Origin of the sequence: Nocardioides fonticola (genome assembly GCF_039536805.1) — a bacterium.
Taxonomy (GTDB): Bacteria; Actinomycetota; Actinomycetes; order Propionibacteriales; family Nocardioidaceae; genus Nocardioides; species Nocardioides fonticola.
In genome coordinates this window covers 50,752-71,344 of record NZ_BAAAZH010000002.1, presented here as the reverse complement: position 1 = coordinate 71,344, position 20,593 = coordinate 50,752, and the positions used below count along the sequence as shown (strand labels likewise).

At 72.0% G+C, this 20,593-nt stretch carries 17 protein-coding genes; 10 read left to right on the top strand and 7 right to left on the bottom strand.

All coding sequences use genetic code 11. The features are described 5' to 3' along the window. Nucleotides 1-186: 186 nt before the first annotated feature. Complete coding sequence (locus ABD671_RS01960; protein WP_344731523.1) at nucleotides 187-774, top strand: YbaK/EbsC family protein; 588 nt, start codon at nucleotides 187-189, stop codon at nucleotides 772-774. 48 nt (nucleotides 775-822) lie between these two features. Here the strand turns inward: ABD671_RS01960 and ABD671_RS01955 are convergent, their stop codons facing one another. Next, nucleotides 823-1,929 carry an LCP family protein gene (locus ABD671_RS01955; protein WP_344731522.1) on the bottom strand — a complete coding sequence of 369 codons (1,107 nt, stop codon included), beginning with the start codon at nucleotides 1,927-1,929 and terminating at the stop codon, nucleotides 823-825. A 79-nt stretch (nucleotides 1,930-2,008) separates the two neighbouring features. Then, on the bottom strand, nucleotides 2,009-2,746 hold the full coding sequence (gene npdG / locus ABD671_RS01950) for an NADPH-dependent F420 reductase (RefSeq protein WP_344731521.1): 738 nt from the start codon (nucleotides 2,744-2,746) through the stop codon (nucleotides 2,009-2,011). 85 nt (nucleotides 2,747-2,831) lie between these two features. On the opposite strand from npdG, the gene ABD671_RS01945 reads away from it, so the two are divergent. Continuing rightward, nucleotides 2,832-3,860 carry an LLM class F420-dependent oxidoreductase gene (locus ABD671_RS01945; RefSeq protein ID WP_344731520.1) on the top strand — a complete coding sequence of 343 codons (1,029 nt, stop codon included), beginning with the start codon at nucleotides 2,832-2,834 and terminating at the stop codon, nucleotides 3,858-3,860. A gap of 118 nt (nucleotides 3,861-3,978) precedes the next feature. On the opposite strand, the gene ABD671_RS01940 is transcribed toward ABD671_RS01945, so the two are convergent. Next, entirely contained in the window at nucleotides 3,979-4,698 is a 720-nt protein-coding gene (locus ABD671_RS01940; protein WP_344731519.1) for a MerR family transcriptional regulator, read from the bottom strand. A 164-nt stretch (nucleotides 4,699-4,862) separates the two neighbouring features. On the opposite strand from ABD671_RS01940, the gene ABD671_RS01935 reads away from it, so the two are divergent. The 8 genes from ABD671_RS01935 to ABD671_RS01900 all read left to right on the top strand — a co-directional run bounded on the left by ABD671_RS01935 (nucleotide 4,863) and on the right by ABD671_RS01900 (nucleotide 16,616). After that, nucleotides 4,863-6,011 (top strand): acyl-CoA dehydrogenase family protein, encoded by a 1,149-nt coding sequence (locus ABD671_RS01935; RefSeq protein ID WP_344731518.1) that lies wholly within the window; start codon nucleotides 4,863-4,865, stop codon nucleotides 6,009-6,011. Nucleotides 6,012-6,139: 128 nt separating this feature from the next. Continuing rightward, nucleotides 6,140-8,005, top strand: coding sequence for an AMP-dependent synthetase/ligase (locus tag ABD671_RS01930; RefSeq protein WP_344731517.1), 1,866 nt, complete (start codon nucleotides 6,140-6,142; stop codon nucleotides 8,003-8,005). 55 nt (nucleotides 8,006-8,060) lie between these two features. Next, complete coding sequence (locus ABD671_RS01925; RefSeq protein WP_344731516.1) at nucleotides 8,061-9,662, top strand: succinic semialdehyde dehydrogenase; 1,602 nt, start codon at nucleotides 8,061-8,063, stop codon at nucleotides 9,660-9,662. A gap of 162 nt (nucleotides 9,663-9,824) precedes the next feature. After that, nucleotides 9,825-11,969 carry an MMPL family transporter gene (locus tag ABD671_RS01920; RefSeq protein WP_344731515.1) on the top strand — a complete coding sequence of 715 codons (2,145 nt, stop codon included), beginning with the start codon at nucleotides 9,825-9,827 and terminating at the stop codon, nucleotides 11,967-11,969. Next, complete coding sequence (locus ABD671_RS01915; RefSeq protein ID WP_344731514.1) at nucleotides 11,966-14,515, top strand: bifunctional FO biosynthesis protein CofGH; 2,550 nt, start codon at nucleotides 11,966-11,968, stop codon at nucleotides 14,513-14,515. The genes ABD671_RS01920 and ABD671_RS01915 overlap by 4 nt, the downstream gene beginning before the upstream one ends. A 36-nt stretch (nucleotides 14,516-14,551) precedes the next feature. Beyond that, entirely contained in the window at nucleotides 14,552-14,992 is a 441-nt protein-coding gene (locus ABD671_RS01910; protein WP_344731513.1) for a DUF5709 domain-containing protein, read from the top strand. Between the two features lie 33 nt (nucleotides 14,993-15,025). Continuing rightward, complete coding sequence (locus tag ABD671_RS01905; RefSeq protein ID WP_344731512.1) at nucleotides 15,026-15,907, top strand: TIGR03619 family F420-dependent LLM class oxidoreductase; 882 nt, start codon at nucleotides 15,026-15,028, stop codon at nucleotides 15,905-15,907. Nucleotides 15,908-16,193: 286 nt separating this feature from the next. Continuing rightward, nucleotides 16,194-16,616, top strand: coding sequence for a lipopolysaccharide assembly protein LapA domain-containing protein (locus ABD671_RS01900; protein WP_344731511.1), 423 nt, complete (start codon nucleotides 16,194-16,196; stop codon nucleotides 16,614-16,616). Between the two features lie 51 nt (nucleotides 16,617-16,667). On the opposite strand, the gene ABD671_RS01895 is transcribed toward ABD671_RS01900, so the two are convergent. The 4 genes from ABD671_RS01895 to guaA are packed head-to-tail and all read right to left on the bottom strand — an operon-like array spanning nucleotide 16,668 to nucleotide 20,578. Continuing rightward, complete coding sequence (locus ABD671_RS01895) at nucleotides 16,668-17,807, bottom strand: MalY/PatB family protein (protein ID WP_344731510.1); 1,140 nt, start codon at nucleotides 17,805-17,807, stop codon at nucleotides 16,668-16,670. Nucleotides 17,808-17,841: 34 nt separating this feature from the next. After that, a complete protein-coding gene (locus ABD671_RS01890; RefSeq protein ID WP_344731509.1) occupies nucleotides 17,842-18,390 on the bottom strand; it encodes a GNAT family N-acetyltransferase in 549 nt (182 codons plus the stop codon). Further along, the gene (locus tag ABD671_RS01885; protein WP_344731508.1) at nucleotides 18,387-18,959 is read right to left on the bottom strand and encodes a lysophospholipid acyltransferase family protein; all 573 of its coding nucleotides are present in this window, start codon (nucleotides 18,957-18,959) and stop codon (nucleotides 18,387-18,389) included. Before ABD671_RS01885 ends, ABD671_RS01890 begins: the two co-directional genes overlap by 4 nt. Further along, the gene (guaA, locus tag ABD671_RS01880; protein ID WP_344731507.1) at nucleotides 18,956-20,578 is read right to left on the bottom strand and encodes a glutamine-hydrolyzing GMP synthase; all 1,623 of its coding nucleotides are present in this window, start codon (nucleotides 20,576-20,578) and stop codon (nucleotides 18,956-18,958) included. Before guaA ends, ABD671_RS01885 begins: the two co-directional genes overlap by 4 nt. Nucleotides 20,579-20,593: the final 15 nt, after the last annotated feature.

Here is a 20,593-nt window from a genome sequence, read left to right as displayed (position 1 = left end):
GAAAACATCGGCCGAGAAGCGACAGTTTCCCCTGAGAAGTCGTTCCGCATGCCGGACATCGGCCGGTCGGACGCCGCCGCCCCACCTGCCCCTCTCGTCACAGCGGACAGGCGGAACTGCCCGCAACGGGCCGTTCCGGGGCCTCCGACGGCTGGTTTCCCCGGCCGGCCGGGGAAACTGACCCCCATGACCGACCAGCCCCACCAGCCCGACCAGCCCGACCAGCCCGACCAGCCCCTCCCCACCCTCGGCACCCTCGTCCCGCTGCCGGCCCTGGAGCGCCTCGACCTGGTGGCCGCTCCGGTGGCGACGGCGCTGGCGGCGTGGCCGGCGGCGGCCGGGGTGGCGGTGGTGGAGATCGACCCCGAGCACGCCGACACCGCGACCCTGAGCGAGGTCTACGAACTCGGCATGGACACCGGGGCGAACTGCGTGCTGGTCGGCGGACGCCGCGGGGACGACGACCGGGTCGCGGCGTGCCTCGTGCGCGCCGACACCCGCGCCGAGGTCAACACCGTGGTCCGGCGGCTCCTCGACGTCCGCAAGGCCTCGTTCCTCCCGATGGACCGCGCGGTCGGCGAGTCGGGCATGGAGTACGGCGGCATCACCCCGGTCGGGTTGCCGGCGACCTGGCGGCTGCTCATCGACGAGCGCGTCATCGCGATGCCGGTGGCTGTGATCGGCTCGGGTCTGCGGCGCTCGAAGCTGCTCGTACGCGGCGCCGACCTCGCGAGCCTGCCGGGCGCCGAGGTCGTGCCCGACCTCGCCCGCTGAGCGACGTCCCGCACGGCGTCCGGCACGACGCACCGCACGACGGCTGGCTCAGGCGCAGAGCCCGGCGTACTCCAGCTCGGACGCCGTGGCCGCGCCCGGCCCCCGGTCGCGTCGCCCCGAGCCGGGCACCGCGCCGGCGCTGATCGAGCCCGTCGAGAGCCGGGCGGGCAGCGCCTCGTCGTGCACGAGGAGGTCCCAGACCCGGTCGGCGGCCGGCTGGGTGGGCTTCACCCGACCGTAGTCGTCGGGGTCCTCGTGGCTGGGCATCGTGAGGAACCGGATGTGGTCGGTGCCGACGCGGCCGAGGTCGCGGGCCAGCGCGATCAGGTCGTGCAGGCCGTCGAGGTCGGGGTCGAGCTGCACCGAGCCGGTGACGGCGTCGAGGAAGGAGTAGAGCCGCGTCGGCTGGCTGATCGTGCCGGCCGAGACGGCCTGGTGCACCATCGCGGCCATGAACGCCTGCTGCCGCTTCATCCGGCCGGTGTCGGTGCCGTAGGAGAGCACGTGCCGCTCGCGGATGTAGTCCTCGGACTCCGTCGGCGTGAGCCGGCGCGTGCCGGCCTTCAGGGTGATGCCGTACTTCGGGTCCACGATGTCCGCCGGGATGCACATCTCGACCCCGCCGAGCGCCGCCACCATGCGCCGGAAGCCGCCGAAATCGACGACGAGGTAGTGCTCGATCCGCACCCCGGTCATCGCCTCGACCTGGCGCACCGTGCAGGTCGGGCCGCCCACCGCGAACGCGTCGTTCCACTGCACGTCGGACGCCGCCGGCGCCGTGCCGCCGTCCGGCTCGCGGCAGGAGGGCCGGTCGATGATCATGTCGCGCGGGATCGAGATGCCGTAGGCGCGGGTGCGGTCGGCCGAGACGTGCAGCAGCACGGTGGTGTCCGAGCGCTGCCCCTCACCGGTATGCCGGTCGACGGCGCAGCCGGCGCAGTCGCGCGAGTCCGAGCCCATGACCAGGATGTCGAGGGGCTGGTCCTCCCCCGCCGTCGCGATGTTGGCCGGGCGCGGACCGGCGACGCGGTCGAGCGTGTCGAGGTTGCGATCGAGGTGACGCCACAGCAGGACGGTCGCACCGCCGGTGAGCCCGCCGACCAGCAGCAGGCTCAGCGCGATGACGGTCAGGACGGCACGGCGGTCACGGCTCACGCGTCCTCCGACGCCTCGACGGGCGGGGAAGTTGCACCCGATCGTCGAGGCGCCGCGAGGGCGCGGGAGCCGGCTTCGATCAGTGGTCGAAGCCGGTGATCTTGATGCTCGAGTGGATCTTGTACTTGCGGTTGATGGAGATCAGGACGGCCGTCCAGGGCTCGAGCTGCCGGGCGAGGCGGAGCTTGCCGGCGTCGATGCCCTGGCGTCCGTTGACCGATGCGCACAGCTCGATCGCCACGCCCTTGGCGGCGACGCTGTCGCCGACGACGAGGATGTCCTCGTCGAGGAAGCCGTCGTGCTCCCACAGCGTAACCGCCGAGACGTTGTGGAACGCGCCGACCACGACCGCCTCGGGCGCCAGGCGCTGGGCGGTCTCGGCCGCCGAGCCCTCGCCGGCGTCGACGACGAGGCCGTAGGCGCCGCGCTTGTCGAAGCCGAGCGGGTTGACGCAGGAGATCACGACCTTGCCGGCCAGGGGCAGCGAGGCGACCAGCTCGTCGTGGCCGTCCCACGGCACGGCGAGCAGGACGACGTCGGCCTGCGCGGCGGCGTCCGCGTTGGCGGCACCGCTGACGGTGCCCGCACCGGCGACGCCGTCCAGCCGGGCGGCGACCTCCTCGGCGACGGCCTCGCCCTTCTCGGCCGAGCGGCTGCCGAAGACGACGGTGTGGCCGCCGCGGGCGAACCGGTAGCCCAGGCCCTTGCCCTGGGGGCCGGTGCCGCCGATGACGGCGATGGTGAACGGTGCGGTGGGCGGGGTGATCTCGGTGCCGGCCGGGGTGGAGATCACGGGCGTCGGGGTCGTCTCAGTCACAGCGCCGATGATGGCACCACGCACAATTCTGACAGTGCTACTGTCACGATCTGAGACACCGCCCCCGCACCAGCGAAGGAACCCGATGAAGCTCACGATGCCCCTCGTCTACGCCGGCAACCCGCGCGAGTCCGCCGACCAGGTCGTCGCGCTCGAGAAGGCCGGCCTCGACCTCATCTGGGTGGCCGAGCCGTACGGCTTCGACGCGCCCACGCTGATGGGCTACCTCGCCGCGAAGACCGAGACGGTGCAGATCGGCGCGGGCATCCTCAACATCTACTCGCGCACGCCGGGCGCGCTGCTGCAGACCACCGCCGGCCTCGACAACGTCTCCGGCGGCCGCGCGGTCATGGGCCTGGGCGCCTCGGGCCCGCAGGTCATCGAGGGCTTCCACGGCCTGCCCTACGACCGGCCGCTGGGCCGCACCCGCGAGATCATCGGCCTGCTGCGCCAGGGGCTGCGCGGCGAGCCGCTGACCTCCGACGGCATCTTCAAGCTGCCGCTGCCGGCCGACCAGGGGCTGGGCCTGGGCAAGCCGCTGAAGCTGCTCAACAAGCCCGAGCGGGCCGACGTCCCGATCTGGGTGGCCGCGCTGGGCGACAAGAACGTCACCATGACCGCCGAGATCGCCGACGGCTGGCTGCCCTTCCTCTTCCACCCCGACAAGGCCAAGGACGTGTGGGGCGAGCAGATCGCCAAGGGCCTGGCCAAGCGGTCGGCCGACCTCGGGCCGCTCTCGATCAACGCCGGCGGCATGCTCGCGATCGGCGACGACGTCAAGGGCATGCTCGACTTCATGCGGCCCATGTACGCCCTCTACGTCGGCGGCATGGGCGCGCGCGGCAAGAACTTCTACAACGACCTCGCCTGCGAGTACGGCTACGAGAAGGAGGCCAAGGAGATCCAGGACCTCTACCTCTCGGGCAAGAAGAAGGAGGCCGAGGCGCTCATCCCGACCGACTGGCTCGAGGCCGGCAACCTGGTGGGCCCGGAGTCCTACGTCAAGGAGCGCATCGCCGCGTTCGCCGAGGCCGGCGTCACCCACCTCTCGGTCTCCCCCGCCTCCGCCGACCCCGCCGGGGACATCGCGAAGGTCAAGGAGTGGGTGTCCTGACACGCTGACGTGGCGTGCAAGGTTCTTCGGTCGACCGAAGAACCTTGCACGCAGGACGGCGAAGGTTCGCCGTCCCAGCAGCGGTTTCCCGGGCCTGCTCGGCATCACTCCCGGGGCGTCACTCCCGCGGCAGCATGAGCGACCGCGTGATGACGGCGTTCGCCGCCCGCTGGAAGCCGGCGACGATCGCCTCGAGCGTCAGCTGACGCAATCGGGGCAGGGCCTGCTCCAGCCGGGCGGCCTCCTCCGGGGAGTGCTCGGCGCGGTAGGCGGCCAGGACGCCGGTGCGCAGGATGCGGGTGAGGTCGTCGACGAGGCTCTCCATGTGCCCGCGGATCGACTCCGCGGCCGCCCCGGCCGCCTCGGCGGGGATGCCGAGGTCGAGCAGCTCGACGCCGATCGCCAGGCTCGGCAGCGGCAGGTAGCGCTCGCCGCTGCGATCGATCACGCCCATCTGCTCGAGCAGGTCGACCTCGTCGTCGCGCAGCGCCCGGCCGGCACGCGCGTCGAGCTCGGCGCGGGTCAGCCGCTCGGTCGGCCCGCCCGACCACGAGGTGAGCATCGCGCGCTGGAGGGCGAGGTCCTCGACGCCGGCGTCCTCGGGCACCGAGGCCAGGAACCGCTCGATGGCCTGGAGGGTGAACCCGTGGTCCTGCAGCGCCCGCACCAGTTCGAGCCGCGCCCGGTGCAGGGCGCCGTAGTAGGCGACCCGGCCCCGTCGCTCGGGCGGCGGCAGCAGGCCGAGCGAGGCGTAGTAGCGCGTCGTCCGCACCGTCAGGCCGACGGCGGCGGCCAACTCGTCGACGGTGTAGGCGTCCTCGGCCCCCTCAGCGGACATGGGCCGCACCCTAACGCCGTCGGCTCGCGGGCGACCGATGGTCGAGACGTCGATTGAACCCTGACAGCATTGCTGTCACAGTTACATTGTCAGTGTCACGGCGCCGGACGGCGTCGCGGCCCGCACACCCCAGAGCACCCGCAGACACCAGCCGGAGGTAACCCATGGCCACCCCCACGTCCATCTACGAGCAGGAGCACGAGGACTTCCGCCAGATGGTGCGCACCTTCCTGGAGAAGGAGGTGGCGCCCTACCACGACCAGTGGGAGAAGGACGGCCACGTCGACCGCGAGGTCTGGCGCAAGGCCGGCGCGACCGGTCTGCTCGCCTTCGACGTCGAGGAGCAGTACGGCGGCCTGGGCCTGAAGGACTTCCGCTACAACGCGGTCGTCACCGAGGAGATCTCGAAGGTCGGCGCGAGCGGGCTCGGCTTCCCGCTGCACACCGACATCATCGTCCCCTACATCAGCGAGCTCGGCACCGAGGAGCAGAAGCAGCGCTGGCTGCCCGGCCTCGTCGCCGGCGAGATCATCTCCGCGATCGCGATGACCGAGCCGGGCGCCGGCTCCGACCTCCAGGGCATCCGCACCACGGCCGTCGACAAGGGCGACCACTACGTCCTCAACGGCTCGAAGACCTTCATCAGCAACGGCATCATGAGCGACCTCGTCATCGTGGTCGCCCGCACCGACGCCGACGCCGGCCACATGGGCTTCAGCCTGCTGGTCGTCGAGCGCGGCATGGAGGGCTTCGAGCGCGGCCGCAACCTCGACAAGGTCGGCATGAAGGCCCAGGACACCGGCGAGCTGTTCTTCGACAACGTCATCGTGCCCAAGGAGAACCTGCTCGGCGAGGAGGGCCACGGCTTCATCTACCTGATGCAGAACCTCCCCCAGGAGCGCATCTCCATCGGCGTCATCGCGGTCGCGGCATGCGAGCACGTGCTCAACCTGTGCCTCGACTACGCCAAGCAGCGCGAGGCGTTCGGCAAGCCGATCGGCAAGTTCCAGCACAACCGCTTCCTGCTCGCCGAGATGGCCACCGAGGTCTACATCGCCCGCACCTTCATCAACGACTGCATCCTCAAGCTGAACGCCGGCGAGGCCGACACCGCGCTGGCCTCGATGGCGAAGTGGTGGACCACCGAGCTGCAGACCAAGCTCGTCGACCGCGGCGTCCAGCTGCACGGCGGGTACGGCTACATGCTCGAGTACCCGATCGCCAAGGCGTTCATCGACAGCCGCATCCAGACGATCTACGGCGGCACGACCGAGATCCAGAAGGAGATCATCGGCCGCTCCCTCGGGATCTGACACCGAGCAGCCCCCGCACCGCATCGAGCCCGACGCCGGGTCGTGTCCCACGCGACCCGGCGTCGGTGCATCCGGATCGACCTGTGATCCACGACACTCCCCCACCGCCACGACACCGGAGTCCCCACATGACCGACGTCCTCGCCCAGCGCACCGCCATCGAGTCCGAGATCGCCGGACTCACCCTGCCTCGGGCCCTCGCCCGCACCATCGAGGCCCACCGCGACGAGCGCGCCTACTCCGACAAGGTCGGTATCGACCTCGCGGCCGGCTACGCGCCCGGGTGGCGCAGCCTGACGTGGGGCGAGCTGCGCGAGCAGTTCCGCGCCGGCGCGGCCGCCGTCGTGGCCGCCGTGGTCGCGGCCGGCGACCGGGTGGCGATCATGGCCGCCAACCGCATCGAGCACGTCGTCGCCGACCTCTCGGCCATGCACGCCGGGGCCGTGTCGATGTCGGTCTACAACACGCTGTCCCCCGAGCAGGTCGCCTACATCGCCGGCCATGCCGAGCCGACCCTCGTGATCCTCGAGAGTGCCGACCACCTCGCCCGCTGGCAGCGGGCGCTGGCCGAGTCGAGCACGGTGCGCCGCGTCGTCCTCATCGACGCCGAGGTGCCCGCCGACGACGACCGGTTCGTGTCGTGGACCGACTTCCTGGCCGAGGGCGAGGCCCGGCGCGCCGAGCTGGACGCCGAGGTCGACGCGCGCATCGCCGCGATCACGCCCGACGACCCGATCACGATCCTCTACACCTCCGGCACGACCGGCAACCCGAAGGGCGTGCTGCTCACGCACCACAACGTGCTCTTCGAGACGGCGTCCTCGCTGCACGTCTCCGGCTCGGCGGAGAACATCGTCTTCCTCTCCTACCTGCCCTTCGCGCACATCGCCGAGCGGATGCTGGGCATGTACATGCCGCAGATCAACGGCGGCGACATCCACCTCATCGCCGACCCGGCGCTGCTGCTGGGCGCGCTCGGCGAGGTGCGGCCGACGCGCTTCTTCGGCGTTCCGCGGGTGTGGGAGAAGATCAAGACCGGCGTCTCGGCCAAGCTGGCCGCCGAGCCCGATCCCGAGAAGCGCGCCCAGGTGGAGGCCGCGTTCGCCGTCGGCCTGGAGTACGTCGAGGCCCAGCAGTACGACCGGACGCCGTCCGCGGAGCTCCAGGCCCGCTTCGAGGCCGTCGACGCCGCCCTCCTCGGCTTCCTGCGCGCGCTGCTCGGCCTCGACCGCTGCGAGTGGGCCGCCTCGGCGGCGGCACCGATGCCGCTCGAGGTCGCCCGCTTCTTCGCCGGTCTCGGCATGCGCATCTACGACGTCTACGGCATGACCGAGACGTGCGCGGCCGTCACCTCCGGCGGCCCGGAGCAGTTCCGGCTCGGCACCGTCGGGCGCGCGCTCCCCGGCGTCGAGGTCACCCTGGCCGAGGACGGCGAGATCCTGGCCCGCGGCCCGGTGACCTCCGGCGGCTACTACCGCCAGGAGGACGCCACCCGCGACCTCATCGACGCCGACGGCTGGGTGCACACCGGCGACATCGGCGTGCTCGACGAGGACGGCTTCCTCCAGGTCGTCGACCGCAAGAAGGAGCTGATCATCACCGCGGCCGGCAAGAACATCGCGCCGTCGAACATCGAGAACCACCTCAAGGAGTCGCCGATCATCGGACACGCGCTGGTCTACGGCGAGGGGCGCCCCTACGTCGTCGCGATGCTCACCCTCGACGCCGAGATCACGCCGCTGGTGGCCCAGAAGCTCGGTCTGCCCGAGATGAGCCTCGCCGAGCTCGCCCAGCACCCGCAGATCCGCGCCATGGCGGCCGCTGCCGTCGAGGAGGCCAACGAGCGGCTGTCGCGGCCCGAGCAGGTCAAGGCTTTCGAACTCCTGCCGGTCGAGTGGACGGCGGAGTCCGAGGAGCTCACCCCCACCCTCAAGCTCAAGCGCCGCGTCGTCCACGACAAGTACGCCGACGTGATCGACCGGCTCTACGGCTGAGCGCCGACCCGCACCCCACCCACCCGTCCCGACCGTTGACGCCCGAGGAGACCCCATGACCGCGACCGACATCGCCCCCGAGGCGCTCGCCGACCTGCCGGCGGCCCGCCCCGCGTGGGTCAACGACGCCGTCCTCACCCGGTTGACCCGCTGGGTCGAGCGGGAGGAGGGCTCGACCGCCGTCGTCAGCCCGCTCGCGCCCTACGACCAGCGGCCGACCGCCGCCGTCCCGACGTCGTCCCCGGACGCCGTCGCCGCCGCGGTGGCGGGTGCCCGCGTGGCCCAGAAGCCGTGGGCCACCCGCGACTTCGCCGACCGGGCCGCGGTGATGCTGCGCTTCTACGACCTCCTCGTGGAGCGCCAGGACCAGGTGATCGACCTGATCCAGTGGGAGATGGGCAAGTCCCGCTTCTCGGCGTGGCAGGAGATCCTCCAGGTCGGCAACATCGCCCGGCACTACGCCCGCCACGGCGCCGCCTACCTGAAGGACAACAAGGTGCGCGGCGCGGTGCCCGGCCTCTCCCGGGTCAAGGAGGTGCGGGTCGCCAAGGGCGTGGTCGGCATCATCAGCCCCTGGAACTACCCGCTCTACCTCGGCGTCGGCGACGCCATCCCGGCACTGCTGGCCGGCAACGGCGTGGTGAGCAAGGGCGACGACCAGACGGCCCTCACCCTCCTGTGGGCGCGCGACCTGATGGCCGAGGCGGGCCTGCCCACCGAGCTGTGGCGCATCGTCGTCGGCGACGGACCGACCGTCGGCGGTGCCCTCATCGACCACGTCGACTACATCTGCTTCACCGGCTCCACCCGCACCGGACGCCTCGTGGGCGCCCGCGCCGGCGAGCGCCTCATCGGCGCCAGCCTCGAGCTCGGCGGCAAGAACCCGCTCATCGTGCGCGCCGACGCCGACCTCGACAAGGCGGTCGCCGGCACGATCGCCGCGGCCTTCGCCAACACCGGCCAGATGTGCATCCACACCGAGCGGGTGCTCGTGCACCGCGACGTCTACGACGAGTTCAAGCAGCGCCTCGTGCGGGCGGTCAAGCGCCTCACGCTCGGCCAGACCTTCGACTACTCCGTCGAGGTCGGCTCGATGGCCTCGGCAGCCCAGCTGGCCACCGTCGTCGCCCACGTCGACGACGCCGTCGCCCAGGGCGCCACCGTGCTCGCCGGCGGCCGGGCCCGCCCCGACCTCGGCCCGCTCATGTACGAGCCGACGGTGCTCGAGGGCGTGACGCCGTCCATGACCGTGTGCCTGCAGGAGACCTTCGGGCCGGTCATCTCCCTCTACCCCGTCGCCCACGACAACGAGGCGATCGCCAAGGCGAACGAGGGCTCCTACGGCCTCTCGGCCAGCATCTGGAGCCAGGACATCGCGGCCGCCGAGGCGATGGCGACCCTGATCCGCGCCGGCTCGGTGAACATCAACGACGGCGCCGGGCTCGCAGCCGCCTCCATCGAGGCCGGCATGGGCGGCATGGGCGACTCCGGCCTCGGACGCCGTCATGGCGCCGAGGGCATCCGCAAGTACACCGAGAGCCAGACCGTGGCCTCGATCCGCGGCATGAGCCTGGCGGTGGCCGGCGAGGACATCGAGAAGTTCGTCAAGCAGGGCAACGCCCAGCTCAAGCTGCTGCGCAAGCTGCGCGTGCGCTGACGCTCCCCAGGACGGCTGGGGCCCTTCGGGACGCCCCGGGACGCCGCGATCCGGGCCGCACTGGTCTGGACCGATGAGTTCCGGGGCGCTCAGCTGTCTCTCAGGGTGGGCTCGGGGGTAATCCCGATGCCGAATGTCCCCGCTCTCTGCTGGAGTTCACTCATGCATCGACAGATCGCCGGCCGCCTCGCCGGCAAGCGCACCGCCCCCGCCGTCGTCGTCCTCGCCTTCATCCTCGTCGGTCTGCTGGCCCCGCTCGCGGCGAAGTTGGCCGACGTCCAGAACAACGAGGCCTCCTCCTGGCTGCCGGGCTCGGCGGAGTCGACCGAGGTCTCGAACGAGCTGTCGAGCACCGTCGACCCCAACGACATCCCCACCCTCATCGTCTACGACAAGCCGGGCGGCCTCAGCGACGCCGACAAGCAGGCCATCACCGCCCAGGCCACCGACCTGGCGAAGATCGACGGCGTCACCGGGCAGGTCCTCACCCCCGAGCAGGCCGCCGCGCTCGGGTTCGGCGGGTACTCGCAGGACGGCGAGGTCGCGGTCACCGCGTTGACCTTCAACTTCGGCAAGAACGGGTGGAACGACATCCCCGACGCCGCCGACAAGATCCGCGAGATCACGAAGATGGACGGCGTCACCGTGCACCTGGCCGGATTCGGCGGCCAGGCGGCCGACGCGTCCGAGGCCTTCGGCGGTCTCGACACCACGCTGCTCCTGGCCACCTTCGGCATCGTCATCCTGATCCTGCTGTTCACCTACCGCAGCCCGATCCTCTGGATCCTGCCGATCTTCTGCGCCGGCCTGTCGCTGCAGATGTCCGAGGGCCTCATCTACCTGCTCGCCAAGCACGCCGGGCTCACCGTCAACGGGCAGAGTCAGGCGATCCTCTCGATCCTGGTCATCGGCGCCGGCACCGACTACGCCCTGCTGCTCATCGCGCGCTACCGCGAGGAGCTGCGCCGCCACGAGAGCCGGCACGAGGCGATGGCCTTCGCCCTGCACCGGGCGGCGCCCGCGATCCTCGCCAGCGCGGCCACCGTCGCCGTCGGCATGCTGTGCCTGCTGGCCGCCGACCTCAACTCGACCGCGGGCCTCGGCCCGGTCAACGCGATCGGCGTGCTCGTGACGGTGGTCGTCATGGTCACCGTGCTGCCCGCACTGCTCGTGATCTTCGGCCGCTGGATCTTCTGGCCGAAGCGCCCGACCTTCGGCTCGGAGGAGCCCACCGCCTCGGGCCTGTGGGCCCGCGTCGGTGCCGCCATCTCCCCGCGGCCCCGCCGCGTGTGGGTCGGCACCGCGATCGTGCTCGGCATCGCCTGCCTCGGCCTGGTCAAGCTCGACACCGCCGGTCTCTCGACCGCCGACAGCTACACCAAGGAGTTCGACTCCATCAAGGGTCAGAAGGTGCTCGTCGAGCACGGCCTGCTCGACAACTCCAACACGGTCCAGGTGGTCAGCAACGCCGACAGCGTCGGCGCCGTGGCGAAGGCGCTCCAGGGTGTCAGCGGGCTCGGCACCCTCACCGACCCGCGGCCGGTGAGCGCCGACCGGGTCTACGTGGAGGCGCCGATCGACGCCGACATCTCCTCGCCGAAGGCCTTCGGCATCGTCGACGCCGCACGCGATGCCGTGCACGCCGTCCCCGACGCCGACGCTCTGGTCGGCGGCGGCTCGGCCTTCTACGTCGACACCAAGACCGCCTCCGAACGCGACAACAAGGTGATCATCCCGCTGGTGTTGATCGTCGTGCTGCTGATCCTGATCGGTCTGCTGCGTGCCGTCGCCGCACCGCTGATCCTGCTGGCCACCGTCGTGCTGTCCTTCGGCGCCGCCCTGGGCATCTCGGCGCTGATCTTCACCTACGTCTTCGGCTTCGCCGGCGCCGATCCGGGGTTCCCGCTCTTCACGTTCGTCTTCCTCGTCGCCCTCGGCATCGACTACAACATCTTCCTGATGACCCGGGTCCGCGAGGAGACCCTCGAGCGCGGCACCCGCGAGGGCTCGCTCATCGCGCTGTCCTCGACCGGTGGCGTGATCACCTCGGCCGGCCTGGTGCTGGCAGCGACCTTCGCCGTCCTCGGCACCCTGCCCCTGGTGTTCCTGGCCGAGCTCGGCACGGCGGTCGCGCTCGGGGTCCTGCTCGACACGATCATCGTGCGCTCGGTGCTGGTCACCGCGATCAACCTCGATCTCGGCGACCGCATCTGGTGGCCCTCGAAGCTGGCCCGCGGGGAGCACGGCGGCACGCAGGACGGACCACTCGCCGAGGCGTCGGCAGCTCGGGTTAGCCTGACCGAGTGATCGCTCCGTCGGTAGGCGAGACCCCCACCCCCCAGCAGATCCGGCGCGCGCTCGCGCGGGCCGAGCGGGGGGCGGCGCTCGACCCTGCCGAGGCCACCGCCCTGCTGGCGGCCACGGGTGACGACCTCGACCGTCTCTGTGCCGCGGCCGCGGCCGTCCGCGACGCCGGGCTGGTCGCGGCCGGCCGGCCGGGCGTGGTCACCTACTCGCCCAAGGTCTTCATCCCGGTCACCAAGCTGTGCCGCGACCGGTGCCACTACTGCACCTTCGTCGAGACGCCCGCCCAGGCCGAGCGGGAGGGGCGGACGCCCTACCTCTCCCCCGACGAGATCCTCCAGATCGCCCGCGACGGAGCCGCCCTGGGCTGCCTGGAGGCGCTGTTCACCCTCGGCGACCGGCCCGAGGACCGCTGGCCCGAGGCCCGGGCCTGGCTCGACGAGCAGGGCTACGACTCGACCCTGGCCTACGTGCGGGCGATGGCGATCCGGGTGCTGGAGGAGACCGGCCTGCTGCCCCACCTCAACCCCGGCGTCATGACGTGGGAGGAGATGAACCGGCTCAAGCCGGTGGCCCCCTCGATGGGCGTCATGCTCGAGACCACCTCGCGTCGACTGTTCGAGACCAAGGGCCTCGCGCACTACGGCTCCCCCGACAAGGACCCCGCCGTGCGCCTCCAGGTGCTCGAGGACGCCGGGCGGCTCACCGTCCCGTTCACCACGGGTCTGCTGGTCGGTATCGGGGAGACGCTGGCCGAGCGGGCCGACACGATCTTCGCGATCCGCGGGGCGATGCGCGCCTACGGCGCGATCCAGGAGGTCATCGTCCAGAACTTCCGGGCCAAGCCGCAGACCGCCATGCGGCACCGCGACGACCTCGGCCTCACCGAGTACCGCGCGGTGCTGGCCGTCAGCCGGCTGGTGCTCGGCCCGAAGGCGCGCATCCAGGCGCCGCCGAACCTCGTCGACCTCGAGGAGTGCCGCCTGCTGCTCGGCGCGGGTGTCGACGACTGGGGCGGGGTCTCCCCGCTCACCCCCGACCACGTCAACCCCGAGCGGCCCTGGCCCTCGGTCGAGCGGCTGCGCGAGATCACGGCGTCCTGCGGGTTCGACCTGCGTCCGCGGCTGACGATCCACCCCGAGTACGTCCGCGCCGGCGAGCCGTGGCTCGACCCGCGGCTGAGCGGCCATGTCGCCGCCCTGGTGGGGCCCGACGGCCTGGCCCGCGACGGCGTCCGGCCCACCGGTCTGCCGTGGCAGGAGCCCGACGGCGGCTTCGCCGAGGCCGGCGGCGGCCGCGGCCGTACCGACCTGCACGAGGCGGTCGACACCGAGGGCCGCACCGACGACCGGCGCTCCGACTTCGCCCACGTCTACGGCGACTGGGACGCCGTGCGCGAGGCCGCCGCGAGCCTCGGCGGCGCGCCGGCGGTGCTGCACGCCGAGGGTCGCGACGCCCTCGCGGCTGCCGAGCACGACCCCGGCAACCTCTCCCCCGAGCATGCGCTCACGCTCATCACGGCCGAGGGCCCGTTGCTCGACCAGGTGTGCCGGCTGGCCGACGACCTGCGCCGCGAGGTCGTCGGCGACGACGTCACCTACGTGGTCAACCGGAACATCAACTTCACCAACGTCTGTTACGTCGGCTGCCGCTTCTGCGCCTTCGCCCAGCGCCGCACCGACGCCGACGCCTACTCGCTCTCCCTCGACCAGGTCGCCGACCGTGCCGAGGAGGCCTGGGGGCTGGGCGCCACCGAGGTCTGCATGCAGGGCGGCATCGACCCCGAGCTGCCGGCCACCGCGTACTTCGAGCTGGTCGAGGCCGTCAAGCAGCGCGTGCCCGACATGCACGTGCACGCCTTCTCCCCGATGGAGATCGTCAACGGCACCGCCCGCACGGGCCTCTCGATCGAGGACTTCCTCATCAAGGTGCGCGAGTCGGGTCTGGGCTCGATCCCCGGCACCGCGGCGGAGATCCTCGACGACGAGGTGCGCTGGATCCTCACCAAGGGCAAGCTGCCCACCCGCACGTGGGTCGAGATCATCACCACCGCGCATCGCGTCGGCATCCCGACCACCTCGACGATGATGTACGGCCATGTCGACAACCCGCGGCACTGGGTGGCCCACCTGCGGGTGCTGGCCGGCGTCCAGGACGCCGCCCGCGAGCACGGCAACGCCGCGCTGACCGAGTTCGTGCCGCTGCCCTTCGTGCACACCAGCGCTCCGATCTACCTCGCGGGCGTCGCCCGGCCCGGCCCGACCCTGCGCGACAACCTCGCGGTGCACGCGATGGCGCGCATCCTCCTGCACGGCCGTATCGACAACATCCAGACGTCCTGGGTGAAACTCGGCGTCGAGGGCACGCGGGCGATGCTGCGCTCGGGCGCCAACGACCTCGGCGGCACGCTCATGGAGGAGACCATCTCCCGGATGGCCGGCTCCGAGCACGGCTCGGCCAAGACCGTCGCCGAGCTGGCCGAGATCGCCGACGGTATCGGCAGGCCGGTCCGCGAGCGCACCACGCTGTACGACCACCCCCGCGGATGACGCGACCGCGCTCGACGGGTGCCTAGGGTCGAGGCCATGACGAGCGCGGAGTACGAGCCCGACCTGCCCGAGGACGCCGAGGACCAGCCGGTCAACGCCGATCGTCTCGACGACGTCGAGGGCGAGGTCGACGACGAGCTCGACCGCGGCTACTCCCCGCCCGAGAAGCCCTCGGCCGGCCAGGGCTTCGGCAACACCCCCTACGAGGAGGCGGTCGGCGAGACCCTCGACCAACGCATCGCGCAGGAGGCGCCCGAGCCCGACCCGTACGCCGTCCTCGATCGCGACGAGGTCGAGGAGGAGGTCCTCGACGACGGCGAGGTCGGCGACCGACGGGCCGGACGCCTCGTCGCCCCCGACGAAGGCTGGGGCGAGGACACCGAGAAGGACCTCGTCGGCGACGACGTCGGCATCGACGGGGCGGGCGCGTCGGCCGAGGAGGCCGCCATGCACGTCATCGCCGACGACGACTTCTAGAACGCGTTCTATTTCTCCCGCTACGCTGCGGGGGTGCGCTTCTCGATCAGCACCGCCTACCTGCCCGTCACCGACCTGCCGGCGATCGCTCAGGCCGCCGACCGCCTCGGGTACGACTCGCTGGCCGTGCCCGACCATGTGGTCGACCTCGAAGAGCTGACGACGCCCTACCCGTACACGAAGGACGGCGCACGGCGCTGGCAGTCCGATGCGCAGTGGCCCGATCCGTGGGTGCTGGTGGGCGCGCTCGGGGCGTTGACGACCCGGCTGCGGTTCTTCACCTCGATCTACGTGCTGCCGATGCGCAACCCCTTCCAGGTCGCCAAGTCGGTGGGCACCGCTGCCGTGCTCTCGGGCGGACGGGTCGCCCTCGGTGTCGGCATCGGCTGGTGCCGGGAGGAGTTCGAGCTGCTCGAGGCCGACTTCCGCACCCGGGGACGCCGTACCGACGAGGCCCTCGACCTGCTCGCCGAGCTGTGGTCGCCGGGCTGGAGCACGTTCAGCGGCGAGTTCTACGAGGCACCGCGACTGGTCATGGAGCCGACCCCGCCGGGACGGATCCCGATCTACGTCGGCGGACTCTCCGAGGTCGCCTTCGCCCGTGCGGCCCGCCACGACGGCTGGGTCGGCGACATCTACACCACCGACGAGGCCGCCGCCCACGCACGCCGCCTCGCCGAACTGCGGGAGCAGGCCGGCAACGAGCGGCCGTTCTCGGTCATCACCGCGCTGAGCGACGCGTTCCTGCCCGAGCACTTCCTGCGCGCCGGCGAGCGCGGCGTCACCGACGTGATGACGATGCCCTGGGCCTACTACCACGGTCTCGACTGCGGGCTGGAGCAGAAGCTCGACGGCATGGAGCGCTTCGCCGAACAGATCCTCGAGCCGGTCGCGCGGGAACTCGCCGGAGCCTGATCCAGGCCAGATCCACGGCCCGCGCCCGGGGATGGAACACCCGGAAATGTAGAGAACCGCTGGCGTCTCGGGTCACCAGCGGTTCGTTGAAAACTCTAGGTCCGTTCGGACCGGAAGTCACGCGGAACGACGGTTCCCCGGGAGTGGTCTATGCCACCCGGGGTACGGGCCGGATCCCGCCGCACCCCCGACCGGGGCAGAGCCCTGCGAAGGCGCGTCCGAGACCACGATGACAGGCACCCGCTCGGGTGGGTGTCACGGTGTCTGCTCCGCTACGGTCGGAGACGTGAGCACGCCTACGTCCGACAGCCCCGAGTCCGGTCCGCTCGACCTCTCGCCCGACCCGGCGACCGGAGCCGCCGACGGCGCCGAGCCGACCTCGGGGACTCCCGGCACGCCGCCCACCGAGGAGCGCCCGGCCCCGCCGATCGCCGACCCGCTGCGTGGGTCGCGCACGAGCGGCGCGTTCGTGGGCACGGTGGGTCTCGGCCTGATCCTGGTGCTGCTCATCATCTTCATCGCCCAGAACACCGCCAAGACGACCGTGCGCTTCCTCGTCTGGGAGGGCCAGGTCTCGGTGGCGGTCGCGCTGCTGGCCGCCACCGCCGCCGGCATCCTGCTGACGGCGATCGCCGGCACCCTGCGCATCCTCCAGCTGCGTCGCCGCACGAAGAAGGCCCAGAAGGCCCAGCGCAAGCGCGCTCGCTGACCGCACCGCGACCAGTCGGGCCGCGGGTCGGGCCGCGGGTCGAGCGGCGGGTCAGCCGACCGCGACCCCGAGGCGACGCACGATCTCCTCGACCCGCGCCTCGCTGGTCGCGATGTTGACCCGCACATGCCCGGCCAGTCCCGGGTGGTAGTCGTGGCCGGCCGAGACCTGCAGTCGCGCGAGGTCGAGCGCGCGCGCCGCAGGGTCGTCGTGCCCGTAGGCGCGCAGGTCGACCCAGGCGAGGTAGGTCGCCTCCAGCGGGCGCATACGCGCGAGCGGCAGGGTGGCGGCGAGCCCGGCGACGAACTGCTCGCGTCGAGCGGTCAACGTCGTCCGCAGCGCGGCCAACCAGGCGTCGCCTTCGGCGTAGGCGGCGATGGAGGCCTCGACGCCGAGCACCGACCAGGAGTCGTTGCGGGCCATCGGAGCGGTCACCAGCCGCTGGTGCAGACGCTCGTCGGCGGTAACCATCTGCGCGCACTTGAGACCGGCGATGTTGAAGGCCTTCGAGGCGGCCACGACCGCCACGGCGTGCTCGGCCGTGCCGGTAACCGCGAGGTACGGCACGTGGACGGCGTCGCCCAGCGTGATCGGGGCATGGATCTCGTCGCTGATCACGAACGCGTCGTGACGCCGGACGACGTCGCGGATGCCCTCGAGCTCGGCCCGGGAGAAGACCCGACCCCACGGGTTGTGCGGCTGGGTGAGCAGCAGCACCCGGGCGCCGTCGGCGAAGGCCCGGTCGAGGGCGGCGAGGTCGATGCCCGCGTGCGCGGCGTCCGGCTCGACGACCAGGTCGCGGCGCTCGCGCCCGCAGATCTCGGCGATCGCGAGCTGGGGGCTGTAGGCCGGGACGGGCATGAGCAACGGTCCGGGCGGCGCGAGGACGTCGAGGGCCAGGCGCACCCCGGCGGTCACGTCGACGGTGGCGACGACGCGCTCGGGGTCGACCTCGTGGCCGAACTGCCGGGCCGCGAAGCCGGCGTAGGCCGCGCCGAGGGCGCCACCCGCCGCGAACTGCGGGTAGCCGGTGCGGCCCGCGGCGACAGCGCGGTGCAGCGCCTCGGTGATGGGCGGCGCGATCGCGTAGTCCATCTCCGCGACCCAGGCGGGCAGGACGTCGGGGGCCACCAGCCCCCACTTGCAGACCAGGGCCTCGCGTGCCTCGTCGTCGCTCAGATCGCGGATCACGAGGGCGAGCCTGCCATGCGCGGCCGCGCGCGGATCACCAGGCGTCGCCGGCGCGGTCCTCGCACACCACGTCGAGGGTGAGGTCGAGACCGGGCACCGGGACGCCGTCGGGCACGAGCACCATGAGCCCGCCGTGCTCGTCGTCGAACTCCTCGGCGCCGTCGGCGCGCCGGGTGAGCGAACGGCCGGCCCAGCGCCGCCAGCCCAGCCGTTCGTAGAAGCCGTGGCTGCCGGTGGAGAGCATCGCGAAGGGCCATCCGGCGGCGATCTGGTCGGCGAGCAGCTCCATCGCGATCGTGCCGAGCCCCTGGCGCCGCCGGGCCCGGGCGACCGCGACCGCCTCGACGTAGGCGGCCTCGAACCAGGTCTCCCCCACCCGCAGCCGCCGCGGCACCGCGCTGGCGTGCGCCACCGGGCGTCCCTCGTCGTCGCGGGCGATCACGTGGACGCCGCCGAAGGCGTGGTCGGCGTCGTCGTCGGAGAATCGCTCCCCGAACGCGTCGTCCCAGAGCTCGCGCAGCGCGGACCGGTCGGCGTCGCCGAGCTCCCTGCTCGCGACGACCGCCCAGCGCAGGTCGCTCACGCTCCGGCGTCCTCCTCGCGCAGGCGCGGCGTGGTGAAGCCCTCGGGCCGGATGCCGGTGATCGGCGCGTAGAAGTCGCGGATGCGGTCCATGTCGGCCCGCACGTCGCCGCTGGGGTGGAAGGTCGGCCCCCAGCCGACGGTGCGGCTCGGAGCGTCGAGGAACGCCAGGGTGATCGGCAGACCGGTCTGCTGGGAGATGCGGTAGAAGCCGGACTTCCAGTACTCCCCGCGCGACCGGGTGCCCTCGGCCGCCAACCCGAGCAGGAAGGTGTCGGAGGCGGCCTGTTCGGCCAGGAGCGCCTCGATGGTGGCCTTGGGGTTGTCGCGGTCGAGGGAGACCGCTCCGGTGGCGCGCAGCAGCCAGCCCAGCGGCCCCTTGAAGAGGGAGTCCTTGACCAGCAGCCGGATCGTCACGCCGTAGTCCCAGGCCAGGAGCATCGTCAGCACCCAGTCCCAGTTGGAGGTGTGCGGAGCGCCGACCAGGATCGCCGACTGCGGCAGCTCGCCGGTGGTGCGCCACCGGGAGAGCCGCAGGAGCGCGCGGGCGATCGCGCGGCGGATGCTCACTCCCATTCGATCGTGCCCGGCGGCTTGGAGGTGATGTCGACGGTGACCCGGTTGACCTCGCGCACCTCGTTGGTGATGCGCGTGGAGATCTTCTCCAGGACGTCGTAGGGCAGCCGCGCCCAGTCGGCGGTCATGGCGTCCTCGGAGGTGACCGGGCGCAGGACGACGGGGTGGCCGTAGGTGCGGCCGTCGCCCTGGACGCCAACCGAGCGGACGTCGGCGAGCAGCACCACCGGGAACTGCCAGATGTCGCGGTCGAGGCCGGCCTTGGTCAGCTCCTCGCGGGCGATGGCGTCGGCCTCGCGCAGGATGTCGAGGCGCTCGCGGGTGACCTCGCCGATGATGCGGATGCCCAGGCCGGGGCCGGGGAACGGGTGGCGCCACACGATCTCCGGCGGCAGGCCGAGCTGCTCGCCGACCAGGCGCACCTCGTCCTTGAACAGGGTGCGCAGCGGCTCGACGAGCTCGAACTCCAGGTCGTCGGGCAGTCCGCCGACGTTGTGGTGGCTCTTGATGTTGTGGGTGCCGGCACCGCCGCCGGACTCCACGACGTCCGGGTAGAGCGTGCCCTGCACGAGGAAGCCGACCTTGGTGCCGGCCGGGGCGTCCTTGATGACCTCGATCTCGGCGGCCTCGAAGGTGCGGATGAACTCGCGGCCGATGATCTTGCGCTTGGTCTCGGGGTCGCTGACCCCGGCCAGGGCCTCGAGGAACTGCTGCTCGGCGTCGACGACGACGAGCTTGGCGCCGGTGGAGGCCACGAAGTCGCGCTCGATCTGCTCGGTCTCGCCCTTGCGCATCAGTCCGTGGTCGACGTAGACGCAGGTGAGCCGGTCGCCGATCGCCTTCTGCACGATCGCGGCGGCCACGGCGGAGTCGACGCCGCCCGACAGGCCGCAGATGGCGCGCCCGTCGGGGCCGATCTGCGCAGCGATGCGCTCGATCTGCTCCTCGGCGATGTTGCCGATGGTCCAGGTCTGGCGGCAGCCGGCGATGTCCCACAGGAAGTGCTCGAGCACCCGCTGACCGTGCTCGGAGTGCAGCACCTCGGGGTGCCACTGGACGCCGGCCAGGCGCCGGTCGACGTCCTCGAAGGCGGCCACGGGCGTCGACTCGGTGGAGGCGAGGACGGCGAAGCCCTCGGGCGCCGCGGTGACGGAGTCGCCGTGCGACATCCAGACGTTGTGCTCGGTGGGGATGCCGCCGAGCAGGGTGCCGGCGTGGCCGACCTGCACGCGGGTGCGGCCGTACTCACGCGCCCCGGTGGCCGAGACGGTGCCGCCGAGGCCCTGGGCCATCAGCTGGAAGCCGTAGCACATGCCGAACACGGCGGCGCCCGTGCCGAAGACGGCCGGGTCGATCGTCGGCGCGCCGTCCTCGTAGACCGAGGAGGGGCCGCCGGAGAGGATGATCGCCTTCGGCCCGCGCTCGATCATCTCGGCGATCGGCATCGTGTGGGGCACGATCTCGGAGTAGACCCGCGCCTCGCGCACGCGGCGGGCGATCAACTGGGCGTACTGGGCGCCGAAGTCGACGACGAGCACGAGGTCGTGCTCGGAGGCGGGGTCGGCAGGGTCACGGTCGCGGTCCGGAACGACGTCCGGCGAGGCCTGGCTCATGAGCTCACCCTACTG

Excerpts from the sequence above, each read along its gene's own strand:
- ABD671_RS01945 (WP_344731520.1), top strand. The coding sequence starts at position 2,832 with ATGAAGCTCACGATGCCCCTCGTCTACGCCGGCAACCCGCGCGAGTCC.
- ABD671_RS01930 (WP_344731517.1), top strand. The coding sequence starts at position 6,140 with ATGACCGACGTCCTCGCCCAGCGCACCGCCATCGAGTCCGAGATCGCC.
- ABD671_RS01940 (WP_344731519.1), bottom strand. The coding sequence starts at position 4,698 with ATGTCCGCTGAGGGGGCCGAGGACGCCTACACCGTCGACGAGTTGGCC.
- ABD671_RS01960 (WP_344731523.1), top strand. The coding sequence starts at position 187 with ATGACCGACCAGCCCCACCAGCCCGACCAGCCCGACCAGCCCGACCAG.
- guaA (WP_344731507.1), bottom strand. The coding sequence starts at position 20,578 with ATGAGCCAGGCCTCGCCGGACGTCGTTCCGGACCGCGACCGTGACCCT.
- ABD671_RS01925 (WP_344731516.1), top strand. The coding sequence starts at position 8,061 with ATGACCGCGACCGACATCGCCCCCGAGGCGCTCGCCGACCTGCCGGCG.
- ABD671_RS01935 (WP_344731518.1), top strand. The coding sequence starts at position 4,863 with ATGGCCACCCCCACGTCCATCTACGAGCAGGAGCACGAGGACTTCCGC.
- ABD671_RS01920 (WP_344731515.1), top strand. The coding sequence starts at position 9,825 with ATGCATCGACAGATCGCCGGCCGCCTCGCCGGCAAGCGCACCGCCCCC.
- ABD671_RS01910 (WP_344731513.1), top strand. The coding sequence starts at position 14,552 with ATGACGAGCGCGGAGTACGAGCCCGACCTGCCCGAGGACGCCGAGGAC.